This is a genomic window from Chelativorans salis (assembly GCF_025336525.1).
Lineage (GTDB): Bacteria > Pseudomonadota > Alphaproteobacteria > Rhizobiales > Rhizobiaceae > Chelativorans > Chelativorans salis.
Genome location: NZ_JAOCZP010000008.1, coordinates 123426 through 142174, shown reverse-complemented (window position 1 = coordinate 142174; position 18749 = coordinate 123426). Strand labels below are relative to the sequence as shown.

Genomic DNA, 18749 nt, shown 5'->3' with positions numbered 1-18749 from the left:
ACGGGATGAAGCGCCAAGTGGAATCGCGCAGCCAGAGACGCGGACATGGCTGGAGGCAGCCCCTACGACGCCACCTGCCGCACCGTCTGCCCCTCGACCGGCGTGACACCGATCTCCAGCTGTTGCACGGCCGTCTCCCCTTCCATCTGCCGGATAAGCAGGCGGATGGCGCCGCGGCCGATGGCCTCGCGGTCGATGCGCATGGTTGAAAGCCGCGGGCTTGTCATGGCGGCTAGCGGCAGGTCGTCGAAACCGACGATGGAGAAGGTCTTGGGGAGCACTCCGCTACCGCCATGCAGCCCCTCGATGATCTCGACTGCGGCGAGGTCGTTCCATGAAAAGAGCGCCGTCACGCCATAGCGGTCGGCAAGGATATCCTGAGCCAGCTCATTAGAACTGCGCTCGGCGGTGCTCACCACCACGGCCTCGGCGCCGCCGGCCGCGGCTATCGCCGTCTCAAAGCCGCGCCGGCGCTCCAGGATGGTCGGGCGCAGCCCGTGCGTGTAGTGCAGGATGCGGCGGTGACCGGCGTCCAGCAGACGCTGCGTGGCGAGATAGGCGCCGTAGAAATTGGCAGGCGCGACAGAGCTCAGCCGCATCAAGGGATCGGTGCCGTTGACCAGCACGGCGGGAACGGCCTTCTCGGCGCACCAGGAGACCAGCCCTTCCCAGGCATCGATGCCCGCCAGGAGAATGCCATTAGCTTCCGATTGCGTGAGGTGACGCTCGATGAGCTGGAGCGGCACCTGGACCTCGTTCACCAGCCGCACGTCGAGCGCCAGTCCCGCCTCTTCGGCGGCCGCGCGCATGCCCTCTGCGATGCCGACGTAAAATCCCGACATGCCGCTCATGGCGCCGCCCAGTGGCACCAGCGCGACCGCCCGCCGGTCAAGGTTGATGACGCCGGAGTGCTTGCTCTTGTAACCTAGCGCACGGGCAACCTTGTGCACGTCGCGCCGCACCGTCTCGCTGACTCCCGCTTCGTTCGTCAAGGCCCGCGACACGGTGCTCACCGACACGCCCAGGCGGGCCGCGATGTCGGCCTGGTTGGGGCGCCGGGGTGTGATGCTCATGGTGCTCCGCCTCGTGCAAAGGAGATTTTTCTCCTCTTACGCAAGTTTTGCGTTTTTTGAAAGCGGGAATGCGGTCGAAGAGGTGCAGGCGGTTCCGCACCTCACAAGAGGCCGCGTCCGGCAAGGTTGCGCATGAGCACGGCGGTGCCGAAAGTCCATTCGGGGCATTCGGTGGACAGGCGCACCGTGTTGACCAGCCGGCCTAGATGCCGCTCCGAGATGGTGACCACATCGCCAGTTTTGTGCGTAAACCCCTGGCCCGGCGCATCGCGATCCTCGACCGGAGCGAAGAGCGTTCCCAGGAACAGGAGGAAGCCGTCGGGATACTGATGGTGTCGGCCGATGGTCTGGGAGACCAGGTCGAGCGGGTCGCGGCTGATTTCCTTCATGGAGCTTTGTCCCTTGAGCACGAAGCCATCCTCGCCCTCGACACGGAGTTCCAGCTCGGCAGCGCGCACGTCGTCGATGCCGTAAGAGCGGTCGAAGAGGCGGATGAAGGGACCGATCGCGCAGGAAGCGTTGTTGTCCTTCGCCTTGCCGAGGAGCAGGGCCGAACGTCCTTCCACGTCGCGCAGGTTGACGTCGTTGCCGAGCGTGGCACCTTTCACCGTGCCGCGGCTGTCCACCGCCAGCACCACCTCCGGCTCGGGGTTGTTCCACTGCGAGGCCGGGTGCAGCCCGACGGCAGCACCCCAGCCGACCGTCGACATGGGCTGACCCTTTGTGAAGACCTCGGCGTCCGGGCCGATGCCGACCTCCAGATATTGCGACCACACGCCCTCCTCCGTGAGCGCTTGCTTCACGCGCTCGGCCTCGGGGGAGCCCGGCACCAGGCTTCGCAGGCTCTCTCCGATGATGGCGCCCGCCCGCTCGCGGATCGCCACTGCCTTGGCGGGATCGCCGGCGGCCTTCTCCTCAATGACGCGCTCGATCATTGAGCGGGCGAAGGTGACGCCGCACGCCTTCACGGCCTGCAGATCGCACGGGGAAAGGAGATGAAGCCGGTCGGCCGCGCCTTCTCCCTCGGTCGAGCCTTGAGCGATCTCCTCCAGCGAGCCGAGATCCTCGCCCTCGGCGCCGTCCACGAGCGAGGCCGGGTCGTCATGCTCCATCAGGTCGCGCATGGTCGGGATTGCGCGCGAGGTGACGTCCACCAGCCGCCCTTTGCGCAGGGCCACCAGCGCCGGCCCTTGTACATCCGGCCGCCATACCCGCCCGACAAACCGGCCCCGCTCCATCTCGTCCCGCTCGATAACCATCACCCTCACCTTTCAACAGGAATCGCACTTCGCGGGGACCTTAGAGCAGGATGTACCCGGATGGAATCGGAAGGAGCGCAGACCTTTCACCCAGCCACCTACCTGAAAGCGGAACGCCGGCCGCACGAATTCAGCGAAAGCGCCTACGTCAGCACGTGCATCGCTTTGACGGCTGCCGAGGCACGATTCTCCACGCCCAGCTTCACGTAGATCTGCTCGAGATGCTTGTTCACCGTGCGCGGGCTCAGCTTCAGGACGTCGGCGATGTCGCGGTTGGTTTTGCCGCGGGCGATCCACACCAACACCTCGCTTTCCCGCAGCGTCAGGCCGAAATGCTGGCGCAGCGTCTCCTCCTCCTTGGCACCGCCTTGGGAGACTAGACGGAAGAGATGCTCACCTGGGGCGATCGTGCCGAGGCACACCAACTGCAGTTCACTCGAATCGGCAAGCCTCAACGTCAGGCTTTCGCCGGCGAGTGCAGCCGGATCGCGCCCGCTGAGCCATTGCCGCGCCCGCTCGCCCAGCGCTACGAGCACCCCCGCTCCGGCCTCCGGTGCATTGAGAAGTCTGTCCGCCTGCGGCGTTGCCCACTGCACCTTCCCCGTCGAAGACAGCGCGATCAGGTGCCTTCCCGCGGCGTCCAGCGCAACGCGTGCGCTCTGCGCACGCCGCGCATTGGCCAGATGTACGCGCATGCGCGCCCGCATCTCCTCCAGATTGATGGGTTTGGTGAGGTAGTCGACACCGCCCGATTCCAGCGCGTGCACCACGTGCTCGGTCTCGGTCAGCGCCGTCATGAAGATCACCGGCACATGTGCTGCGCCCGGCAGCGCCTTCATCCGGCGGCAGGTCTCGAACCCGTCGAGGCCCGGCATCATGGCGTCCATCAGCACAACGTCCGGCGTCACCTTCCCGGCGATGCTCAGGGCCTTCTCGCCGCTGGTGGCGACCAGCACGGTGATGCCCGCCTCCTCCAGTGCATGGGTGAGGAAGCCCAAGGCCTCGGGCGAATCGTCGACGACTAAAACGATCTCCCCTTCTGGGATAACCTCACTCATGCTCGCTCACGCTTTCCAGAAGCTTGGTGTAGCCGGCAAAGTCGTAGACTTCCATATGCGCCCTCAAACGCTCGACCAACAGGGCGTTCTCCGGCATGGCCGCCAGCTCCGTCAGCTTGCGGTCGATCCCGCGCACATGGCCGATCTTGCCGAGGCTCAGAAGCTCGCTGACATGATCGGCGCCGGGCGAATGGAGCCCGTTGCCCCCGGCGGCACGCACCGGCTTCTCCGTCCCCTCCTCGATCCATTCGAGCTGCAGGTGCGTGGCAATCTTTTCCAGAAGCTGGCGCAGGCCGAACGGCTTTGCCATGGCATCACTGTGGCCGGCATCGCTATTGGTCTTGGCAGTGCCGTCACCGATATTGGCCGACAGCATGACGATCGGGGCTGAAACGCCCTTCTCGCGCAAGCGCTCGACCAACTCCCAGCCCGTCATGCCGGGCATGAGAATGTCGACGAAGAGCAGGTCCGGCTGCACGCTTTGGATCATCGTCAGGCAGTCCGGCCCATCTACGGCGGTGAGCACCGTGAAGTCGAGCGGCTGCAGCATCTGCCGCATCATCTCCCGGTGCTCGGCATTGTCGTCCACCACCATGACAGTGCGGCGCGCGCCTTTGTAGCCCTTGACGGTGAGATCCTGCGCGGCAAAAGCCCCCGGCCGATCAACCTTGGCGAGCATCAGGCGCACCTGGAAGACGGAACCCTCTCCCGGTGCGCTTTCGACCGTGATCTCGCCGCCCAGCGTCTCGGTGAGCAGCTTTGTGATGGTGAGGCCGAGACCCAGCCCAGGCGACAGGCGGTTGCGTTCGGCCGGGCCGCGCACGAAAGCCTCGAACACGTGTTCCAGATCACTCGCGCCGATGCCGGGACCGCTGTCGGCGACCCGGAACGAAGCTACCTCTGAACGATAGTCGACCGTGAAGTCGACGTGGCCCTTGTCGGTGAACTTGATGGCGTTGGAAAGCAAGTTGACGAGGATCTGCCTCAGCCGCTTCTCATCGGTACGCACATATTGCGGCAGGCCCGCATCGCGCTCATGCCGGAAGATAAGCCCCTTGGCCTCAGCCTGCAGGCGGAACATGCCGACGATCTGGTCGAGGAAATCGGAAATGTTGACCTCATTGGTATAGACCTGCAGCCGCCCCGTCTCGATCTTGGAGATATCGAGCAGGCCGTCGATCAGGCCCGACAGATGTTCGGCACTGCGGCGGATCACTCTGATCGATGAGCGCCAGGGGGCAGGCGCCTCCGTTTCCCGTTCAAGGATTTGCGCGTAGCCGAGCACGGCATTGAGCGGCGTGCGCAGCTCATGCGACAGGCCGACGACATAGCGGCTCTTGGCCCGGTTGGCCGCTTCGGCCTTCTCCTTGGCCATCTGTAATGCAGCATCGGTCTTTCGGTGCGCCGAGATCTCCCTCAAGAGCAGCGTGTTCTGCCGGGCACTCTCCTTCTCCGCGATCCTGCGGCTGTCATGGGCGAGCACCAGAAACCAGGCGACGATGCCGGCCACCACCGAGAAGGCGAAGAAGACGACGAGGATAGTGCCGCCCACCACCTCCGCCGTATCGGGCGCGACCTTCGTGGCGAAGGAGTAGACCAGCGCCAGGAGGGCGCCGATGAGCGTTACGGCGAAAGCCATCGCCATGCCGAACTTGCCGAGCCGCGTCTGCAACTTTTCTACCGCCAGCGCAGGCAGCAGGCTTGTCGCTAGCGTCAGGGCCTGTGCCCTGGCATTGGCTTTAGGCTTGCACAGATCATGGCAGCGCGCATCGAGCGAGCAGCAGAGCGAACAGATGGGCGCGGCATAGGCAGGACACCAAGCCATGTCCTCCGGCTCGAAAGGATGCTCGCAGATGGAGCATCTAATCTCTCCCTTGCCGGCCCAGGCCCTGCGCGGCTTGCGCGCCAGATAGTATTTGCCGCCGGTAGCATAGGCGATGGCCGGGGCTGCGATGAAAGCCGTAACCAGGGCGATGTAGGGTGCAAGCGCCGCCGCCATCTCCCCGAAGGCGCCGAAATGGGCGACAAGCGCCAGCGCCCCCGAAAGCGACATAGAGCCGAGGCCAACGGGGTTGATATCGTAGAGATGTGCCCGCTTGAACTCGATGCCCGGTGGCGCAAGCCCCAGCGGCTTGTTGACGAAGAGATCGGCCGAGACGGTGCACAGCCATGCCATGGCAACGATCGAGAAGATGGCGAGCGTGGCTTCGAGCAGCCGGTAAATGCCGAGCTCCATCAGGAGAAGGGCAATGGCAACGTTGAAGACCAGCCAGACCACGCGGCCGGGATGGCTGTGCGTGAGACGCGAGAAGAAGTTCGACCAGGCAAGTGACCCGGCATAGGCGTTCATAACGTTGATCTTGAGCTGGCTGACCACCACGAAAATAGCCATCAGCACCAGCGCCAGGGTCTCGTTGGGGATCATGTAGCCAAAGGCTATCGCATACATCTCCGCCGGCTCGGAGGCATGTTCCGGAGCCACACCGCTCGACAGCACCAGGACGGCGAGGAAGGAACCAGCGAGCAGCTTCGGCGCGCCGACCACCACCCAGCCGGGACCCGCGAGGAAGACGCCGAGCCGATAGCGCTTCCGTTTCTCGCCGTCGGCCGGCAGGAAGCGCAGGAAGTCGACCTGCTCACCGATCTGCGTCATCAGCGCCAGGATGACGGCCGAGGCCGCCCCGAACTTCGCCACCTCCAGCGCTGAAACGCTGCCGGCCGGCGCATGAATGCCGGGGAAGGCGCGCCACAGGTCGAACTTCTCCCAGTCGAGCCAGGCAATGAAGAGGAAGGGCAGGATGTTGAGAACGATCCAGACGGGCTGGGTGATAAGCTGAAAGCGGCTGATCAGCTTCACCCCGTGGGTGACCAGCGGGATCACCACCACGGCGCTGATGATGTAGCCGATCCACGGCGGAATGCCGAAGGCGAGCCTGAGCGCGCCTGTCATGATCGAGGCTTCGATAGCAAACAAGATGAAAGTGAAGCTTGCATAGACGAGCGAGGTGACGGTGGAACCGATATAGCCGAAGCCGGCTCCCCGCGTCAGCAGGTCGATGTCGAGCCCATGCCGCGTAGCATAGCGCGAAATCGGCACGCCGACCGCCAGAATGGCGATCGAGGCGATGACGATGGCGGCAACCGCATTCGCCGTGCCGTAGGACAGCGTGATTGCCCCGCCGATCGCCTCCAGCGCCAGGAAAGAGATGGCGCCGATTGCGGTCTGTGAGATGCGTTGGCTGGAGAAGCGCCGCGCGCTCTTTGCCGTGAAGCGCAGCGCATAATCCTCCAGCGTCTGGTTCGCCACCCAGCGGTTATACTCGCGCCTGATGGGAAGAATCCGCTGCCGCGCCATCGCTCTTTTTCGTGTCCCCCTGTGGCCGGCATCACACCGCCGCCGCTCTTGCGACATTTTCCCCCCGGGGCCGGACGGTCCACAGCCAGGAAGCACAAACTGCAAAGCTGATCACGAAGACGACCGGTCGCCAGCCCGGTAGATGACTACTTTTTCATCAATTCTGCAATATGCCAAAAAATTGTGCGCCTCCTTTTCCAGCCGAAATACCCCGGAAATCCAGCCTTTCACACCCGAAGCCTCTCTTCCTGCCGCCTCACCTACGTTGTTCGACGTATAGGAGGCGTGCGCCCGCGTCTGCAAAGTGCCCTCCGGCTCGAGCCTCTCGGCCCAACCGATCTCTCTCAGGGGAACAAACAGATGAGCACCACATTCACCCGCCGCGCGATTCTCGCAGCGGCTCTCGCCGGCTCCGTAAGCCTTTCCGCCGGCATCTCGTATGCCCAGGAAGAGGCCATCAAGGTCGGCGTCCTGCATTCGCTTTCGGGCACGATGGCGATCTCCGAGACGACGCTGAAGGACACAATGCTCTTCCTTATCGACGAGCAGAACAAGAAGGGGGGGCTTCTCGGCAAGAAGCTCGAGGCGGTCGTCGTCGACCCGGCCTCCGATTGGCCGCTCTTCGCCGAGAAGGCGCGCGAACTGATCGCCGTCGACGAGGTTGCTGCCGTGTTCGGCTGCTGGACGTCGGTCAGCCGCAAATCCGTCCTTCCGGTCTTTGAGGAGCTGAACTCGATCCTCTTCTATCCTGTTCAGTACGAAGGCGAGGAGAGCCAGCGCAACGTCTTCTACACGGGTGCCGCGCCGAACCAGCAGGCCATCCCCGCCGTCGACTACCTGATGAACGAAGAAGGCGTGGAGCGCTGGGTGCTGGCTGGCACCGACTACGTCTACCCGCGCACGACCAACAAGATCCTCGAGCAGTACCTGATGGACAAGGGTGTGGCTGCCGAGGACATCATGATCAACTACACGCCCTTCAGCCATTCCGACTGGCAGACGATCGTCTCCGATATCAAGGCCTTCGGCTCTGCGGGCAAGAAGACGGCAGTGGTCTCCACCATCAACGGCGACGCCAACGTGCCCTTCTACAAGGAACTCGCCAACCAGGGCATCGCGGCGGAAGACATTCCCGTCGTGGCCTTCTCCGTGGGTGAGGAGGAGCTTGCCGGCATCGACACCGAGCCGCTGGTCGGGCATCTGGCCGCCTGGAACTACTTCCAATCCGTCGAGACGCCCGAGAACGAAGAGTTCATCGCCAAGTGGCGTGAGTTCATCGGCGACGAAAACCGCGTGACCAACGACCCGATGGAAGCCCATGTGGTCGGCTTCAACCTCTGGGTCCAGGCGGTCGAGAAGGCCGGCACGACCGATACCGACGCTGTGCTCGACGCCATCATCGGGCTCGAGACCCCAAACCTGACCGGCGGCACAGCCAAGATGCTCCCCAACCACCACATCACAAAGCCCGTGCTGATCGGCGAGATCCAGGACGACGGCCAGTTCGAGGTGGTGTGGGAGACGGAAGAGGTGGTGCCGGGCGACGCCTGGTCCGACTTCCTGCCAGAATCGAAGATGATCGAGGCCGACTGGACCGCTCCGATCAACTGCGGGAACTACAACACCGAGACGAAGAGCTGCGGTGGGGCGAGCTGACTGCTTGAAGGGCGTGGCCAAGGCCGCGCCCTTCACACCCTCTTTGGCCTACCGGCCACTTCCCTTCCGGGAGAGGTATCGGCAGGCCAGAAGGGCGCGCGACAAAGCGATGGTCTTTCCGCAAAAGCAGAACAAAAGCCATGTACCCGACCCGCCTCTTCCCGAAGCTTCTCCTCGCGCTGGCCCTGTTGCTCGCCGCCCTGCCCGGCGCCTTGGCGCAGGACGTTGAAGCTCTCGTGAACGCCCTGCCCGATGGCAGCTATTCCGATCGCGAGAAGGTGATTTTCGACCTTGCAGCCACCGGTGACGATCGCGTGGCGGGGCTGCTCAATGCGCTCGGCGAAGGCGACCTTTACGTGCATGAGGAAGACGGCCGCGTGGTGGTGGGCAAGCGCTCCGGTCGCGACTATGCGCTGACTGACGCGCTCACCGGTGAGGAACTGGGTACTGCCCCTTCCTCTGCTCTGGAAAAAATCCGCGTCAACAATCGGTTGCGCCGCGCCGTCCGCAGCGCCATCGGGCAACTGACGTTGATGAGCCCCAGCCCGCCAGTGCGCCTCAGGGCTGCGAGCAGCCTCTTGAGAAACGCCGATCCCGATTCCCTGGAACTGCTGGACACGGCACTCGCCGCCGAGACAGACCCGCAGGTGAAGAAGATGATGGAGACGGCGCGCGCCGCGATCATCATCAAGACCGATGCCGGCCTCGAGGAGAAGGCGGCCGCCATCAACCTCCTCGCCGCGCGCGGAGACCGCGAGGCGCTGGCTATGCTGACTGGCGCCCTCCCCTCCGCCGCGCCTGAGCTTCAGCCGGTCATCGAGCGCGGCATCGCTGGTATCGAACGCAAGCTGGCCCTGCGCGACGCACTGCAAAACGTCTGGTACGGGCTGTCGCTCGGCTCCGTGCTCCTTCTGGCGGCGATCGGCCTGGCCATCACCTTCGGCGCGATGGGCGTCATCAACATGGCCCATGGCGAGATCGTCATGCTGGGTGCCTATACCACCTTCGCCGTGCAGCAGGTGATCCGCACCTCCTTCCCCGGCCTCTTCGACTATTCGCTCGCCATCGCGCTTCCCCTCGCCTTCCTGGTCACCGCCCTCGTCGGCATTGCCATCGAGCGCGGCATCATCCGTTGGCTCTATGGACGCCCACTCGAAACACTGCTCGCCACCTGGGGCCTGAGCCTCATCCTCCAGCAGACCGTGCGCACCATTTTCGGCCCCAACAACCGTGAGGTAGGCAATCCCTCCTGGATGTCCGGCGCCTTCGATCTCGCTGGCCTGTCGATCACCTGGAACCGGCTGTGGATCGTCGTCTTCGCGCTCGCCGTCTTCGCCGTCCTCCTCGCTGTGCTCAACCGCACGCCGCTCGGCCTGCAGATGCGCGCCGTGACCCAGAACCGCCGCATGGCCTCCTCCATGGGCATTCGCACTCCCTGGGTCGATGCCATGACCTTCGGCCTTGGCTCCGGTATCGCCGGCATGGCGGGCGTCGCGCTTTCGCAGATCGACAACGTCTCGCCCAACCTCGGCCAGAGCTACATCATCGACTCCTTCATGGTCGTCGTCTTCGGCGGTGTGGGAAACCTGTGGGGTACGCTGGTGGGGGCATTGACGCTTGGTGTCGCCAACAAGTTCCTGGAGCCTTATGCCGGCGCCGTGCTCGCCAAGATCTTCATCCTCGTCTTCATCATTCTCTTCATCCAGCGGCGCCCGCGCGGACTGTTCGCGCTCAAGGGCCGGGCAGTGGACGCATGATCACGAAAACGCTCCTGCGCGCCTTCGACGGCAAGGCCATATGGGTGGTGGCGATCCTGCTTATCATCGCCGTCGCCGTACCGGCCTCCAACCTCTATCTGCCCGTCGGCCACCCGCTGCGCGTGGCCAACCATTTCGTGCCGCTGTTCGGCAAGTATCTCACCTATGCGATGCTTGCCCTCGCGCTCGATCTCGTATGGGGCTATTGCGGCATCCTCTCGCTCGGCCACGGCGCCTTCTTCGCGCTCGGCGGCTACGCCATGGGCATGTACCTGATGCGCCAGATCGGCGACCGCGGCGTCTATGCAAATCCGATCCTGCCAGATTTCATGGTGTTCCTGAACTACCAAGAACTACCTTGGTTCTGGCACGGCTTCGACATGTTCTGGTTCGCCGCCATTATGGTCGTGCTCGTGCCGGGGCTGCTTGCCTTCGTCTTCGGCTGGTTCGCCTTCCGCTCGCGCGTTACCGGCGTCTACCTCTCCATCATCACCCAGGCGATGACCTACGCGCTTCTCCTGGCCTTCTTCCGCAACGATATGGGCTTCGGCGGCAACAATGGCCTCACCGACTTCAAGGACATCCTCGGCGCACCCCTCCAGGCAGACACGACGCGGGCCGCCCTCTTCGCCGCCTCGGCGATTGCCCTGGCGCTCGCCTTCATCGTCTGCTCCGCCATCGTGAACTCGAAACTCGGCAAAGTACTCGTCGCTGTGCGCGACGCCGAAAGCCGCACCCGCTTCCTCGGCTACCGCGTCGACAACTACAAGCTCTTCGCCTTCACCGCCTCGGCCGTCATGGCCGGCATCGCGGGCGCGCTCTACGTGCCGCAGGTCGGCATCATCAACCCCGGCGAATTCGCGCCCGCCAACTCCATCGAAATCGTCATCTGGACCGCCGTCGGCGGACGCGGAACGCTCGTCGGGCCCATCGTCGGCGCAGTGCTGGTGAACGCCGGCAAATCCTGGTTCACCGGCGTTTGGCCCGAGTTCTGGCTGTTTGCGCTGGGCGGCCTCTTCGTCGCCGTCACGTTGTTCCTGCCCAAGGGAATCGTCGGCGCACTAACCCAGGGGTGGACGGCGCTGAAGGCGCGGCGCACTTCAGCAAGGGCGGAGGGCGGCAGCGACATCGCGCCCGAACCCTCGCCGGCGGAATAGGAATCGGCCCATGGATCAGAACCATCCCCCTCTCCTCTATCTCGACGGCGTGTCCGTCTCCTTCGACGGCTTCAAGGCTATCAACAACCTGTCGCTGATCGTCCAGCATGGCGAACTCCAGGCCATCATCGGCCCCAACGGGGCCGGCAAGACGACCATGATGGACATCGTCACCGGCAAGACGCGGCCCGATGAAGGCGAAGTCTTCTTCACCGGCGACATAGACCTGACCCGGCTCGACGAGGCGGCCATCGCCGAACTGGGGATCGGCCGGAAATTCCAGAAACCCACCGTCTTCGAAAGCCACACAGTGTGGGACAATCTGGAACTGGCGCTCAAGAAACCGCGCGGCGTCTTCTCCGCCTGGTTCTACAACTCCTCGAAGGAAGACGAGGAGCGCCTCGAAGAAATTCTCGCCACCATCCGCCTGACAGTGCGTCGCGACGAACTCGCCGCGAATCTCAGCCATGGACAGAAGCAGTGGCTGGAAATCGGCATGCTGCTCGCCCAGGACCCCAAGCTCCTGCTCGTCGATGAGCCGGTGGCGGGCATGACCGACGCCGAGACGGTGGAGACGGCAAGGCTTCTGAAGGAGATTGCCGCGTCTCGCTCCGTCATCGTGGTGGAGCACGATATGAGCTTCATCCGCGACCTTGCCGCGCGCGTCACCGTGCTGGCCGAAGGTTCCGTACTGGCCCAGGGCAGCCTCGACCATGTGAGTGCGGACCCGCGCGTCATCGAAAGCTATCTGGGGAGGTGAGGATGGCAACGGCACTAGCCGTCGAAGGCATCGACCTTTACTACGGCGCCGCACGGGCATTGAAATCGGTGAGTGTCGAAGCCAAACCCGCCGCCATCACCGCCGTCCTCGGCCGCAACGGCGTGGGAAAATCCTCGCTGCTCAGAGCCATCGCCGGTGTCCACCCGATCTCGGGGGGCAACATCCGCCTGGACGGAGCGGCCCTCGACAAGTCCCCGCCCTACAGGCGCGCCCGCCTCGGCCTCGGCTACGTGCCGCAGGGCCGCGAGATCTTTCCGCTTCTGACGGTGCGGGAGAACCTGCAGACAGGCTTTGCGCCTTTGAAACCAAGCGAGCGCTCCATTCCAGACGCGGTCTTCACCCTCTTTCCGGTGCTGAAGGAGATGCTTTCTCGGCGGGGCGGCGACCTGTCCGGCGGCCAGCAGCAGCAGCTCGCCATCGGCAGGGCGCTGGTCACGCGGCCGAGCGTGCTGATCCTCGATGAGCCGACAGAGGGCATCCAGCCCTCGATCATCAAGGACATCGGCCGGGCGCTGCAATTCCTGCGCGACGAACTGGACATGACCATTCTGCTGGTGGAGCAGTATCTCGACTTCTGCCGCGAACTGGCCGACAGTATCTACGTCATGGATCGGGGGGAAATCCTCCATTCGGGCCCCGCCTCCGATCTCGATAAGCCGGAAATCAAGCGGCATTTGATGGTGTGACCGTGCAGCCCGCCCCCTTGACCATTTCCAATGCCCCACCACTCCCGCCTGCTTCCATGCAGCGCGCGCGCGGCGCGGGCCGGCTTGGCACAAAGTTGCGCGCCGGCCGAACGTGCCTCGACACCTTCTACCAGGAAGGCTGCTGTAAGATCCGTCTGCCGCGCGGCCATGGCGAGGCGCTGGAGGCGGTGCTGATCAACACCTCCGGCGGGCTCACCGGCGGCGATCACATGGAATGGAAGGCGGAAGCGGCGGCGGGCACCAAGCTGGTGCTGACCACGCAAGCCTGCGAACGCATCTACCGCTCGACGGGGGATGATGCCCGCATATCGACGGCGCTACGCGTCGGCCCAGGCGCCCATGTCGACTGGCTGCCGCAGGAGACGATCCTGTTCGAGGCAAGCCGGCTCGACCGCACGCTGAAGGTGGAGCTTGCGGAGGGCGCCACATTCACCGCCATCGAGGCCGTCCTTCTCGGCCGCGAGGCAATGGGCGAGGCAGCACGCTCCGCACGACTCAAGGATAGATGGCACATCTATCGTTCAGGCCGGCTGATCCACGCCGAGACGACGCGGCTCACCGGCGACGATATCGAGCGCGACGGGCTCTCGCTGCTGTCCGGCCACAACGCCTTCGCCACCCTCCTAGCGGTCACGCCCGACGCCGGAGAGAAGCTGGAAGCGCTGCGAGCGATGATCGCGCCGCACGCCCATGCCGCGGCGAGCGCCATCGGTGAGCGCCTTGTCTTGCGCATCCTCGCGCCTTCCGGCCTTATGTTGCGGCGCACGCTCGCGCCGGCCATCGCCCTCCTTTCAAGCGCCGGCGCCCTGCCCCGCCTATGGACCATCTGAAACGGAAACGAGACTGCCATGAACCTGACGCCCCGCGAAAAGGACAAGCTGCTGATCGCCATGGCGGCGCAAGTCGCCCGCCGCAGGCTGGAACGCGGCGTGAAGCTGAACCACCCCGAGGCGATCGCCCTGATCACCGATTTCGTCGTCGAGGGCGCGCGCGACGGCCGGCCCGTTGCCGAACTCATGGAAGCGGGCGCCCACGTGATCACTCGTGACCAGGTGATGGAGGGCGTCGCCGAGATGATCCACGACGTCCAGGTCGAAGCCACCTTTCCCGACGGCACAAAGCTCGTCACCGTCCACGAACCCATCCGCTGACCAGGAACTCCGAGGGAACCCGCATGTTCAAACGTCTCGCATTTGCTGCCATAGCGCTCGTCGCCGCCACCGCACCCGCCCTCGCGCATCTGAACCCCGCCGAGCACGGCTCCTTCATGGCCGGTGTCTCGCATCCGCTCTTCGGCCTCGACCATGTTCTGGTGATGGTGGCAGTAGGCCTGTGGGCGGCAACGCTCGGGCAGCGGGCTCTCATGCTGGTGCCGGCCGCCTTCGCCGGCATGATGGTGCTCGGCTTCGCCATCGCCCTTCTCGGCGCATCGCTGCCGCTGGTGGAGCCGGTGATCCTTGCTTCCGTCGTCTTCATCGGGCTCATGGTGGCACTCGCCATTCCGATGCCCGCTGCGGGTGTGGCCGGCGTCGTCGCCTTCTTCGCGTTCTTTCACGGCCATGCCCATGGTGGCGAACTCGGCACCGCCGGCGCGCTGCAATTCGCCATCGGCTTTGCCCTCGCCACCCCGCTTCTGCATGCCGCCGGCATCGCATTGGGCCTCGCCTTCGGCCGCTGGCAGAAGGATGTCATAGGCCGGGCGCTGACCCGCATAGCCGGCTTCGCCACGGCCCTTGCCGGCCTCTGGCTAGCTTTCGCCGGCTGACAATTTGAAGGAGGAATCAGTTTCTCATGATACCGGGTGAAGTTATTACGAAAACTGGCGAAATCGAACTCAACGCCGGCGCGAAACAGTTAATGTTGGAGGTAAGCAACACCGGCGACCGGCCGGTGCAGGTCGGCTCGCACTACCACTTCTTCGAGGTCAACGAGGCTCTGTCTTTTGACCGCGAAAAGGCACGCGGAATGCGCCTCGACATCGCTGCCGGCACGGCGGTGCGCTTCGAGCCGGGCCAGACGCGCGAGGTGCGGCTGGTGCCGCTTTCCGGTGCACGCAGGGTCTACGGTTTCCAGCAGAAGATCATGGGAGAGCTCTGATGCCCGCAAAAATCTCCCGCGCCGCCTACGCGGACATGTATGGTCCGACCACGGGTGACAAGGTGCGGCTGGCCGATACCGAGCTTTTCATCGAGGTGGAGAGAGATCTCACTACCTATGGCGAAGAGGTGAAGTTCGGCGGCGGCAAGGTGATCCGCGACGGCATGGGGCAGAGCCAGGCTTCGCGCGCGGACGGTGCTGTGGACACCGTCATCACCAATGCGCTGATCGTCGACGTCACCGGCATCTACAAGGCCGATGTAGGGCTGAAGGACGGCCGCATCGCGGCTATCGGCAAGGCCGGCAATCCGGACATGCAGGCCGGCGTCGATATCGTCATCGGCCCCGGCACGGAGGCGATCGCCGGCGAAGGAAAAATTCTCACCGCCGGCGGCTTCGACGCACATATCCACTTCATCTGCCCGCAGCAGATCGAAGAGGCGTTGATGAGCGGCCTCACCACCATGCTTGGCGGCGGCACCGGCCCGGCGCACGGGACGCTTGCCACCACGTGCACGCCGGGCGCCTGGCACATCGGCCGCATGATCCAGTCCTTCGACGCCTTTCCCATGAACATCGGGCTCGCCGGCAAGGGCAACGCCTCCCTGCCCGCACCGCTCCTCGAGATGGTGAAGGGTGGCGCCTGCGCGCTGAAGCTGCACGAAGATTGGGGCACCACCCCGGCGGCGATAGACAACTGCCTTTCCGTTGCCGACGATTACGACGTGCAGGTGATGATCCACACAGACACGCTCAACGAGAGCGGCTTCGTGGAGAACACCATTGCCGCCTTCAAGGGCCGCACAATCCATGCCTATCACACCGAAGGCGCCGGCGGCGGACACGCGCCGGACATCATCAAGGTTGCGGGACTTGAAAACGTCATCCCCTCCTCCACCAACCCGACACGGCCCTATACGGTGAACACCATCGCCGAGCATCTCGACATGCTCATGGTCTGCCACCACCTCGACGCCTCGATCCCCGAGGACGTGGCCTTCGCCGAAAGCCGTATCCGCAAGGAGACGATCGCCGCGGAAGACATCCTGCACGACATGGGCGCCTTCTCAATCATCTCTTCCGACAGCCAAGCGATGGGGCGCGTTGGTGAGGTGGTCATCCGCACCTGGCAGACCGCAGACAAGATGAAGCGCCAGCGCGGCCGACTGGCGCAAGAGACTGGCGACAATGATAATTTCCGCGTCAGGCGCTACATCGCCAAATACACGATCAACCCGGCCATCGCCCACGGTATCTCGAAGGAGATCGGCTCTGTAGAGGTGGGCAAGCGGGCGGACCTCGTGCTCTGGAACCCCGCCTTCTTTGGTGTCAAACCGGAGATGATACTCCTCGGCGGTACCATCGCCGCCGCCCCCATGGGCGACCCCAACGCCTCCATCCCCACGCCGCAGCCCATGCACTACCGCCCGATGTTCGGCGCCTACGGCAAGGCAATTTCCGCATCCTCGGTCACCTTCGTGTCTAAAGCCGCGCTTGATGATGGGCTAAAGGAGAAGCTGGGCGTCGAGAAGGGCATGCTTGCAGTGGAAAATACGCGCGGCCAGATCGGCAAGAAGGCGATGCTCCTCAACAATGCCACGCCACATATCGAGGTCGACCCGGAGACCTACGAGGTGCGCGCCGACGGCGAGCTGCTCACCTGTGAGCCGGCGACGGAGCTGGCGATGGCGCAGCGGTATTTTCTGTTTTAAGGTCGCGCCTCCATCACCTGGATACGCCATGATCGCCTGGTCCATCTTCATTCCCGCCTGCTTTGCGCTCAATTGCGCGCCAGGACCGAACAATATGCTGGCCTTCTCGAACGGCGCCCGGCTGGGCCTCGTCCGCGCGATGGCGGGTGGTCTCGGCCGCATGCCGGCCTTCGCTATCCTGATCCTGATCACGATTGTCGGCCTTGGCGCCGTGCTCGCCGCCTCAGCCACCGCCTTCACGATCATCAAGTTCATAGGCGCGGCCTACCTCGTCTATGTCGGCATCCAGTTCTGGCGCAAGGCGCGGGCGCTGGCTGCGGCACAGTCCGAGGAGTCGGCTGTGAAGCTGTTGATGCGACGGGATTTCCTCATCGCCATCTCAAATCCCAAGGCAATCGCCGTCTTCACCGCCTTCTTTCCGCAGTTCATCACGGCCTCCGCGCCGGCCTGGAGCCAGCTTGCGGCCATGGGCGGTGTCTTTCTTCTGCTCGAAGTGGTCGCCGTGCTGCTTTACGTCGTGGCGGGTGTGCTGCTTGGAAAGGTGTTGAAGTCAGGTCGCGTCTTCGTGCATCTGAATCGCCTGGTCGGCGGCGTCCTGATCGCCTCGGGCGCCTCGATGGCGCTTTCGCGGCACTGACCAGGAAGAGCCTCGGCTTTCTTCGCTCTCTCAACAGAATCGGCAACTTGCCGCACTTGGCTTCGCACCTGCAACATGTTCTATTGCAGCGCCACACTCGGTGCGGTCCTCCCCCGCACCGGATCATGACCAGAACCAAGTCTGTAGCCTCCCCGGGTTTTCCGGGGCTGGTTCATCTGTTGTCGAAGGATTGCATTCATGAGGTTGAGAAAAGTCCCCGACGTGACCTTCCGCACCCGCGTGCGCGACGAGAGCATCGAAGGGCCGAATCCCTATCGCTGGGAAGAGAAGACCACCGCCGACTATTTCGCGGGCAAGCGGGTCGTCCTCTTCTCGTTACCGGGCGCCTTCACCCCCACCTGCTCCACCTACCAGCTTCCGGATTTCGAGAAGCTCTACGACGAGTTTCAGGCCGAAGGCATCGACGAGATCTACTGCATCTCGGTCAACGACGCCTTCGTCATGAACGCCTGGGGGAAGGCGCAAGGCATCAAGAACATCAGGCTCATACCCGACGGCTCGGGCGAGTTTACCCGCAAGATGGGCATGCTGGTCGCCAAGGACAATCTCGGCTTCGGCATGCGCTCCTGGCGCTATGCGGCGGTCGTCAACGACGGCGTCATCGAGCAGTGGTTCGAGGAGGAAGGCTTCGCCGACAATTGCGAGACCGACCCCTACGGCGTCTCCTCCCCGCAGAATATTCTGGATAACCTGCGGGCCGGCGAAGCCGTCGCCGCCTGACGCCATTGCCCGGCCAATCGAAAGTCCCGGCGGCGCTGGCGCGGCCGGGGTTTTTTCTGCCAGAGATCCGGCTGCTTGCGCCAAAACTGCCGCTGGCGCACACTTGCTTGCCACGCGCGACGTGAGGGGGATCATCCATGACGCCAGTATCAGCGGGATGCGATGGAACATGAACTGACGGGCGTGGAGATCTTCCCGCATATCCGCATCGTCATGGGCATCATCATCGGCATGGGCATCACCCGCCTGCTCGCCGGCATCGCCCGCTTCGTCCAGCACCCGGCGCGCGAGAGCATCTCCACCATCCATCTTGCCTGGGTCGCAACCATGCTCCTGATGCTGGTGCATTTCTGGTGGTGGGAGGTTGCGCTCTACGACGTCCGGCACTGGTCCTTCGGCGTCTTCTTCTTCCTCATCATCTACACCATCGTGCTCTTCCTGATGAGCGTGCTGTTGTTCCCCGACGACATCCGCGAATACGCGAGCTACGAAGACTTCTTTCTCAACCGCCGAAAGTGGTTCTTTGGCCTGCTCGCTTCCACGCTCATCCTCGATGTCGTCGACACCTACATCAAAGGCGAGACACATTTCGACGCGTATCGCATGGAGCTGCTGGTCAGCACACCGGTCTTCTTCATCCTGTGCCTGGTGGCGATGCGGACTGCCAATCGCAAGTTCCATCTCGCTATGGTGGCGATTAATATGATCTACGAAGCCGTCTGGATCACGACGCTGTTCAACACGCCCAACTGAACCAGC

General features: G+C 63.9%; 17 protein-coding genes. 13 read left to right on the top strand and 4 right to left on the bottom strand.

Features of this window, described 5'->3' with window-relative positions; translation table 11 throughout:
• Positions 1–62: 62 nt before the first annotated feature.
• The 4 genes from N5A92_RS21645 to N5A92_RS21630 form a co-directional block, all read right to left on the bottom strand.
• The gene (locus N5A92_RS21645) at positions 63–1073 is read right to left on the bottom strand and encodes a LacI family DNA-binding transcriptional regulator (protein WP_260906225.1); all 1011 of its coding nucleotides are present in this window, start codon (positions 1071–1073) and stop codon (positions 63–65) included.
• A gap of 101 nt (positions 1074–1174) precedes the next feature.
• Positions 1175–2332, bottom strand: a complete 1158-nt coding sequence (locus N5A92_RS21640) for a fumarylacetoacetate hydrolase family protein (RefSeq protein ID WP_260906223.1) — start codon at positions 2330–2332, stop codon at positions 1175–1177.
• Positions 2333–2475: 143 nt separating this feature from the next.
• Positions 2476–3390 carry a response regulator transcription factor gene (locus tag N5A92_RS21635; protein ID WP_260906221.1) on the bottom strand — a complete coding sequence of 305 codons (915 nt, stop codon included), beginning with the start codon at positions 3388–3390 and terminating at the stop codon, positions 2476–2478.
• Positions 3383–6745 (bottom strand): hybrid sensor histidine kinase/response regulator, encoded by a 3363-nt coding sequence (locus tag N5A92_RS21630; protein WP_260906219.1) that lies wholly within the window; start codon positions 6743–6745, stop codon positions 3383–3385. The genes N5A92_RS21635 and N5A92_RS21630 overlap by 8 nt, the downstream gene beginning before the upstream one ends.
• A gap of 360 nt (positions 6746–7105) precedes the next feature.
• Between N5A92_RS21630 and urtA the strand changes: the two genes are divergently transcribed.
• The 13 genes from urtA to N5A92_RS21565 all read left to right on the top strand — a co-directional run bounded on the left by urtA (position 7106) and on the right by N5A92_RS21565 (position 18743).
• The gene (urtA, locus tag N5A92_RS21625) at positions 7106–8401 is read left to right on the top strand and encodes an urea ABC transporter substrate-binding protein (RefSeq protein ID WP_260906217.1); all 1296 of its coding nucleotides are present in this window, start codon (positions 7106–7108) and stop codon (positions 8399–8401) included.
• Positions 8402–8541: 140 nt separating this feature from the next.
• Positions 8542–10158 carry an urea ABC transporter permease subunit UrtB gene (gene urtB, locus N5A92_RS21620; protein WP_260906215.1) on the top strand — a complete coding sequence of 539 codons (1617 nt, stop codon included), beginning with the start codon at positions 8542–8544 and terminating at the stop codon, positions 10156–10158.
• Positions 10155–11315, top strand: coding sequence for an urea ABC transporter permease subunit UrtC (gene urtC, locus N5A92_RS21615; RefSeq protein WP_260906214.1), 1161 nt, complete (start codon positions 10155–10157; stop codon positions 11313–11315). Before urtB ends, urtC begins: the two co-directional genes overlap by 4 nt.
• A gap of 10 nt (positions 11316–11325) precedes the next feature.
• Positions 11326–12075 carry an urea ABC transporter ATP-binding protein UrtD gene (gene urtD / locus N5A92_RS21610; protein WP_260906213.1) on the top strand — a complete coding sequence of 250 codons (750 nt, stop codon included), beginning with the start codon at positions 11326–11328 and terminating at the stop codon, positions 12073–12075.
• A gap of 2 nt (positions 12076–12077) precedes the next feature.
• Positions 12078–12782: an urea ABC transporter ATP-binding subunit UrtE gene (gene urtE, locus N5A92_RS21605; protein WP_260906212.1), complete on the top strand. Its 705-nt coding sequence runs from the start codon at positions 12078–12080 to the stop codon at positions 12780–12782.
• Between the two features lie 17 nt (positions 12783–12799).
• On the top strand, positions 12800–13633 hold the full coding sequence (locus N5A92_RS21600; RefSeq protein ID WP_260906211.1) for an urease accessory protein UreD: 834 nt from the start codon (positions 12800–12802) through the stop codon (positions 13631–13633).
• Positions 13634–13651: 18 nt separating this feature from the next.
• Positions 13652–13954, top strand: coding sequence for an urease subunit gamma (locus N5A92_RS21595; protein ID WP_159590232.1), 303 nt, complete (start codon positions 13652–13654; stop codon positions 13952–13954).
• 23 nt (positions 13955–13977) lie between these two features.
• The gene (locus tag N5A92_RS21590) at positions 13978–14568 is read left to right on the top strand and encodes a HupE/UreJ family protein (protein WP_260906210.1); all 591 of its coding nucleotides are present in this window, start codon (positions 13978–13980) and stop codon (positions 14566–14568) included.
• Positions 14569–14594: 26 nt separating this feature from the next.
• Entirely contained in the window at positions 14595–14900 is a 306-nt protein-coding gene (locus N5A92_RS21585; RefSeq protein WP_260906209.1) for an urease subunit beta, read from the top strand.
• On the top strand, positions 14900–16612 hold the full coding sequence (gene ureC / locus N5A92_RS21580; RefSeq protein ID WP_260906207.1) for an urease subunit alpha: 1713 nt from the start codon (positions 14900–14902) through the stop codon (positions 16610–16612). Before N5A92_RS21585 ends, ureC begins: the two co-directional genes overlap by 1 nt.
• 28 nt (positions 16613–16640) lie before the next feature.
• Positions 16641–17249 carry a LysE family translocator gene (locus tag N5A92_RS21575; protein ID WP_260906205.1) on the top strand — a complete coding sequence of 203 codons (609 nt, stop codon included), beginning with the start codon at positions 16641–16643 and terminating at the stop codon, positions 17247–17249.
• 198 nt (positions 17250–17447) lie between these two features.
• Entirely contained in the window at positions 17448–17990 is a 543-nt protein-coding gene (locus N5A92_RS21570) for a peroxiredoxin (protein ID WP_260906203.1), read from the top strand.
• Between the two features lie 162 nt (positions 17991–18152).
• Entirely contained in the window at positions 18153–18743 is a 591-nt protein-coding gene (locus N5A92_RS21565) for a hypothetical protein (RefSeq protein WP_260906201.1), read from the top strand.
• Positions 18744–18749: the final 6 nt, after the last annotated feature.

Bases quoted from the DNA above. Each gene is read 5' to 3' on its own strand.
- N5A92_RS21645 (WP_260906225.1), bottom strand. From the start codon at position 1,073: ATGAGCATCACACCCCGGCGCCCCAACCAGGCCGACATCGCGGCCCGC.
- N5A92_RS21640 (WP_260906223.1), bottom strand. From the start codon at position 2,332: ATGGTTATCGAGCGGGACGAGATGGAGCGGGGCCGGTTTGTCGGGCGG.
- N5A92_RS21635 (WP_260906221.1), bottom strand. From the start codon at position 3,390: ATGAGTGAGGTTATCCCAGAAGGGGAGATCGTTTTAGTCGTCGACGAT.
- N5A92_RS21630 (WP_260906219.1), bottom strand. From the start codon at position 6,745: ATGGCGCGGCAGCGGATTCTTCCCATCAGGCGCGAGTATAACCGCTGG.
- urtA (WP_260906217.1), top strand. From the start codon at position 7,106: ATGAGCACCACATTCACCCGCCGCGCGATTCTCGCAGCGGCTCTCGCC.
- urtB (WP_260906215.1), top strand. From the start codon at position 8,542: ATGTACCCGACCCGCCTCTTCCCGAAGCTTCTCCTCGCGCTGGCCCTG.
- urtC (WP_260906214.1), top strand. From the start codon at position 10,155: ATGATCACGAAAACGCTCCTGCGCGCCTTCGACGGCAAGGCCATATGG.
- urtD (WP_260906213.1), top strand. From the start codon at position 11,326: ATGGATCAGAACCATCCCCCTCTCCTCTATCTCGACGGCGTGTCCGTC.
- urtE (WP_260906212.1), top strand. From the start codon at position 12,078: ATGGCAACGGCACTAGCCGTCGAAGGCATCGACCTTTACTACGGCGCC.
- N5A92_RS21595 (WP_159590232.1), top strand. From the start codon at position 13,652: ATGAACCTGACGCCCCGCGAAAAGGACAAGCTGCTGATCGCCATGGCG.
- N5A92_RS21590 (WP_260906210.1), top strand. From the start codon at position 13,978: ATGTTCAAACGTCTCGCATTTGCTGCCATAGCGCTCGTCGCCGCCACC.
- N5A92_RS21585 (WP_260906209.1), top strand. From the start codon at position 14,595: ATGATACCGGGTGAAGTTATTACGAAAACTGGCGAAATCGAACTCAAC.
- ureC (WP_260906207.1), top strand. From the start codon at position 14,900: ATGCCCGCAAAAATCTCCCGCGCCGCCTACGCGGACATGTATGGTCCG.
- N5A92_RS21575 (WP_260906205.1), top strand. From the start codon at position 16,641: ATGATCGCCTGGTCCATCTTCATTCCCGCCTGCTTTGCGCTCAATTGC.
- N5A92_RS21570 (WP_260906203.1), top strand. From the start codon at position 17,448: ATGAGGTTGAGAAAAGTCCCCGACGTGACCTTCCGCACCCGCGTGCGC.
- N5A92_RS21565 (WP_260906201.1), top strand. From the start codon at position 18,153: ATGGAACATGAACTGACGGGCGTGGAGATCTTCCCGCATATCCGCATC.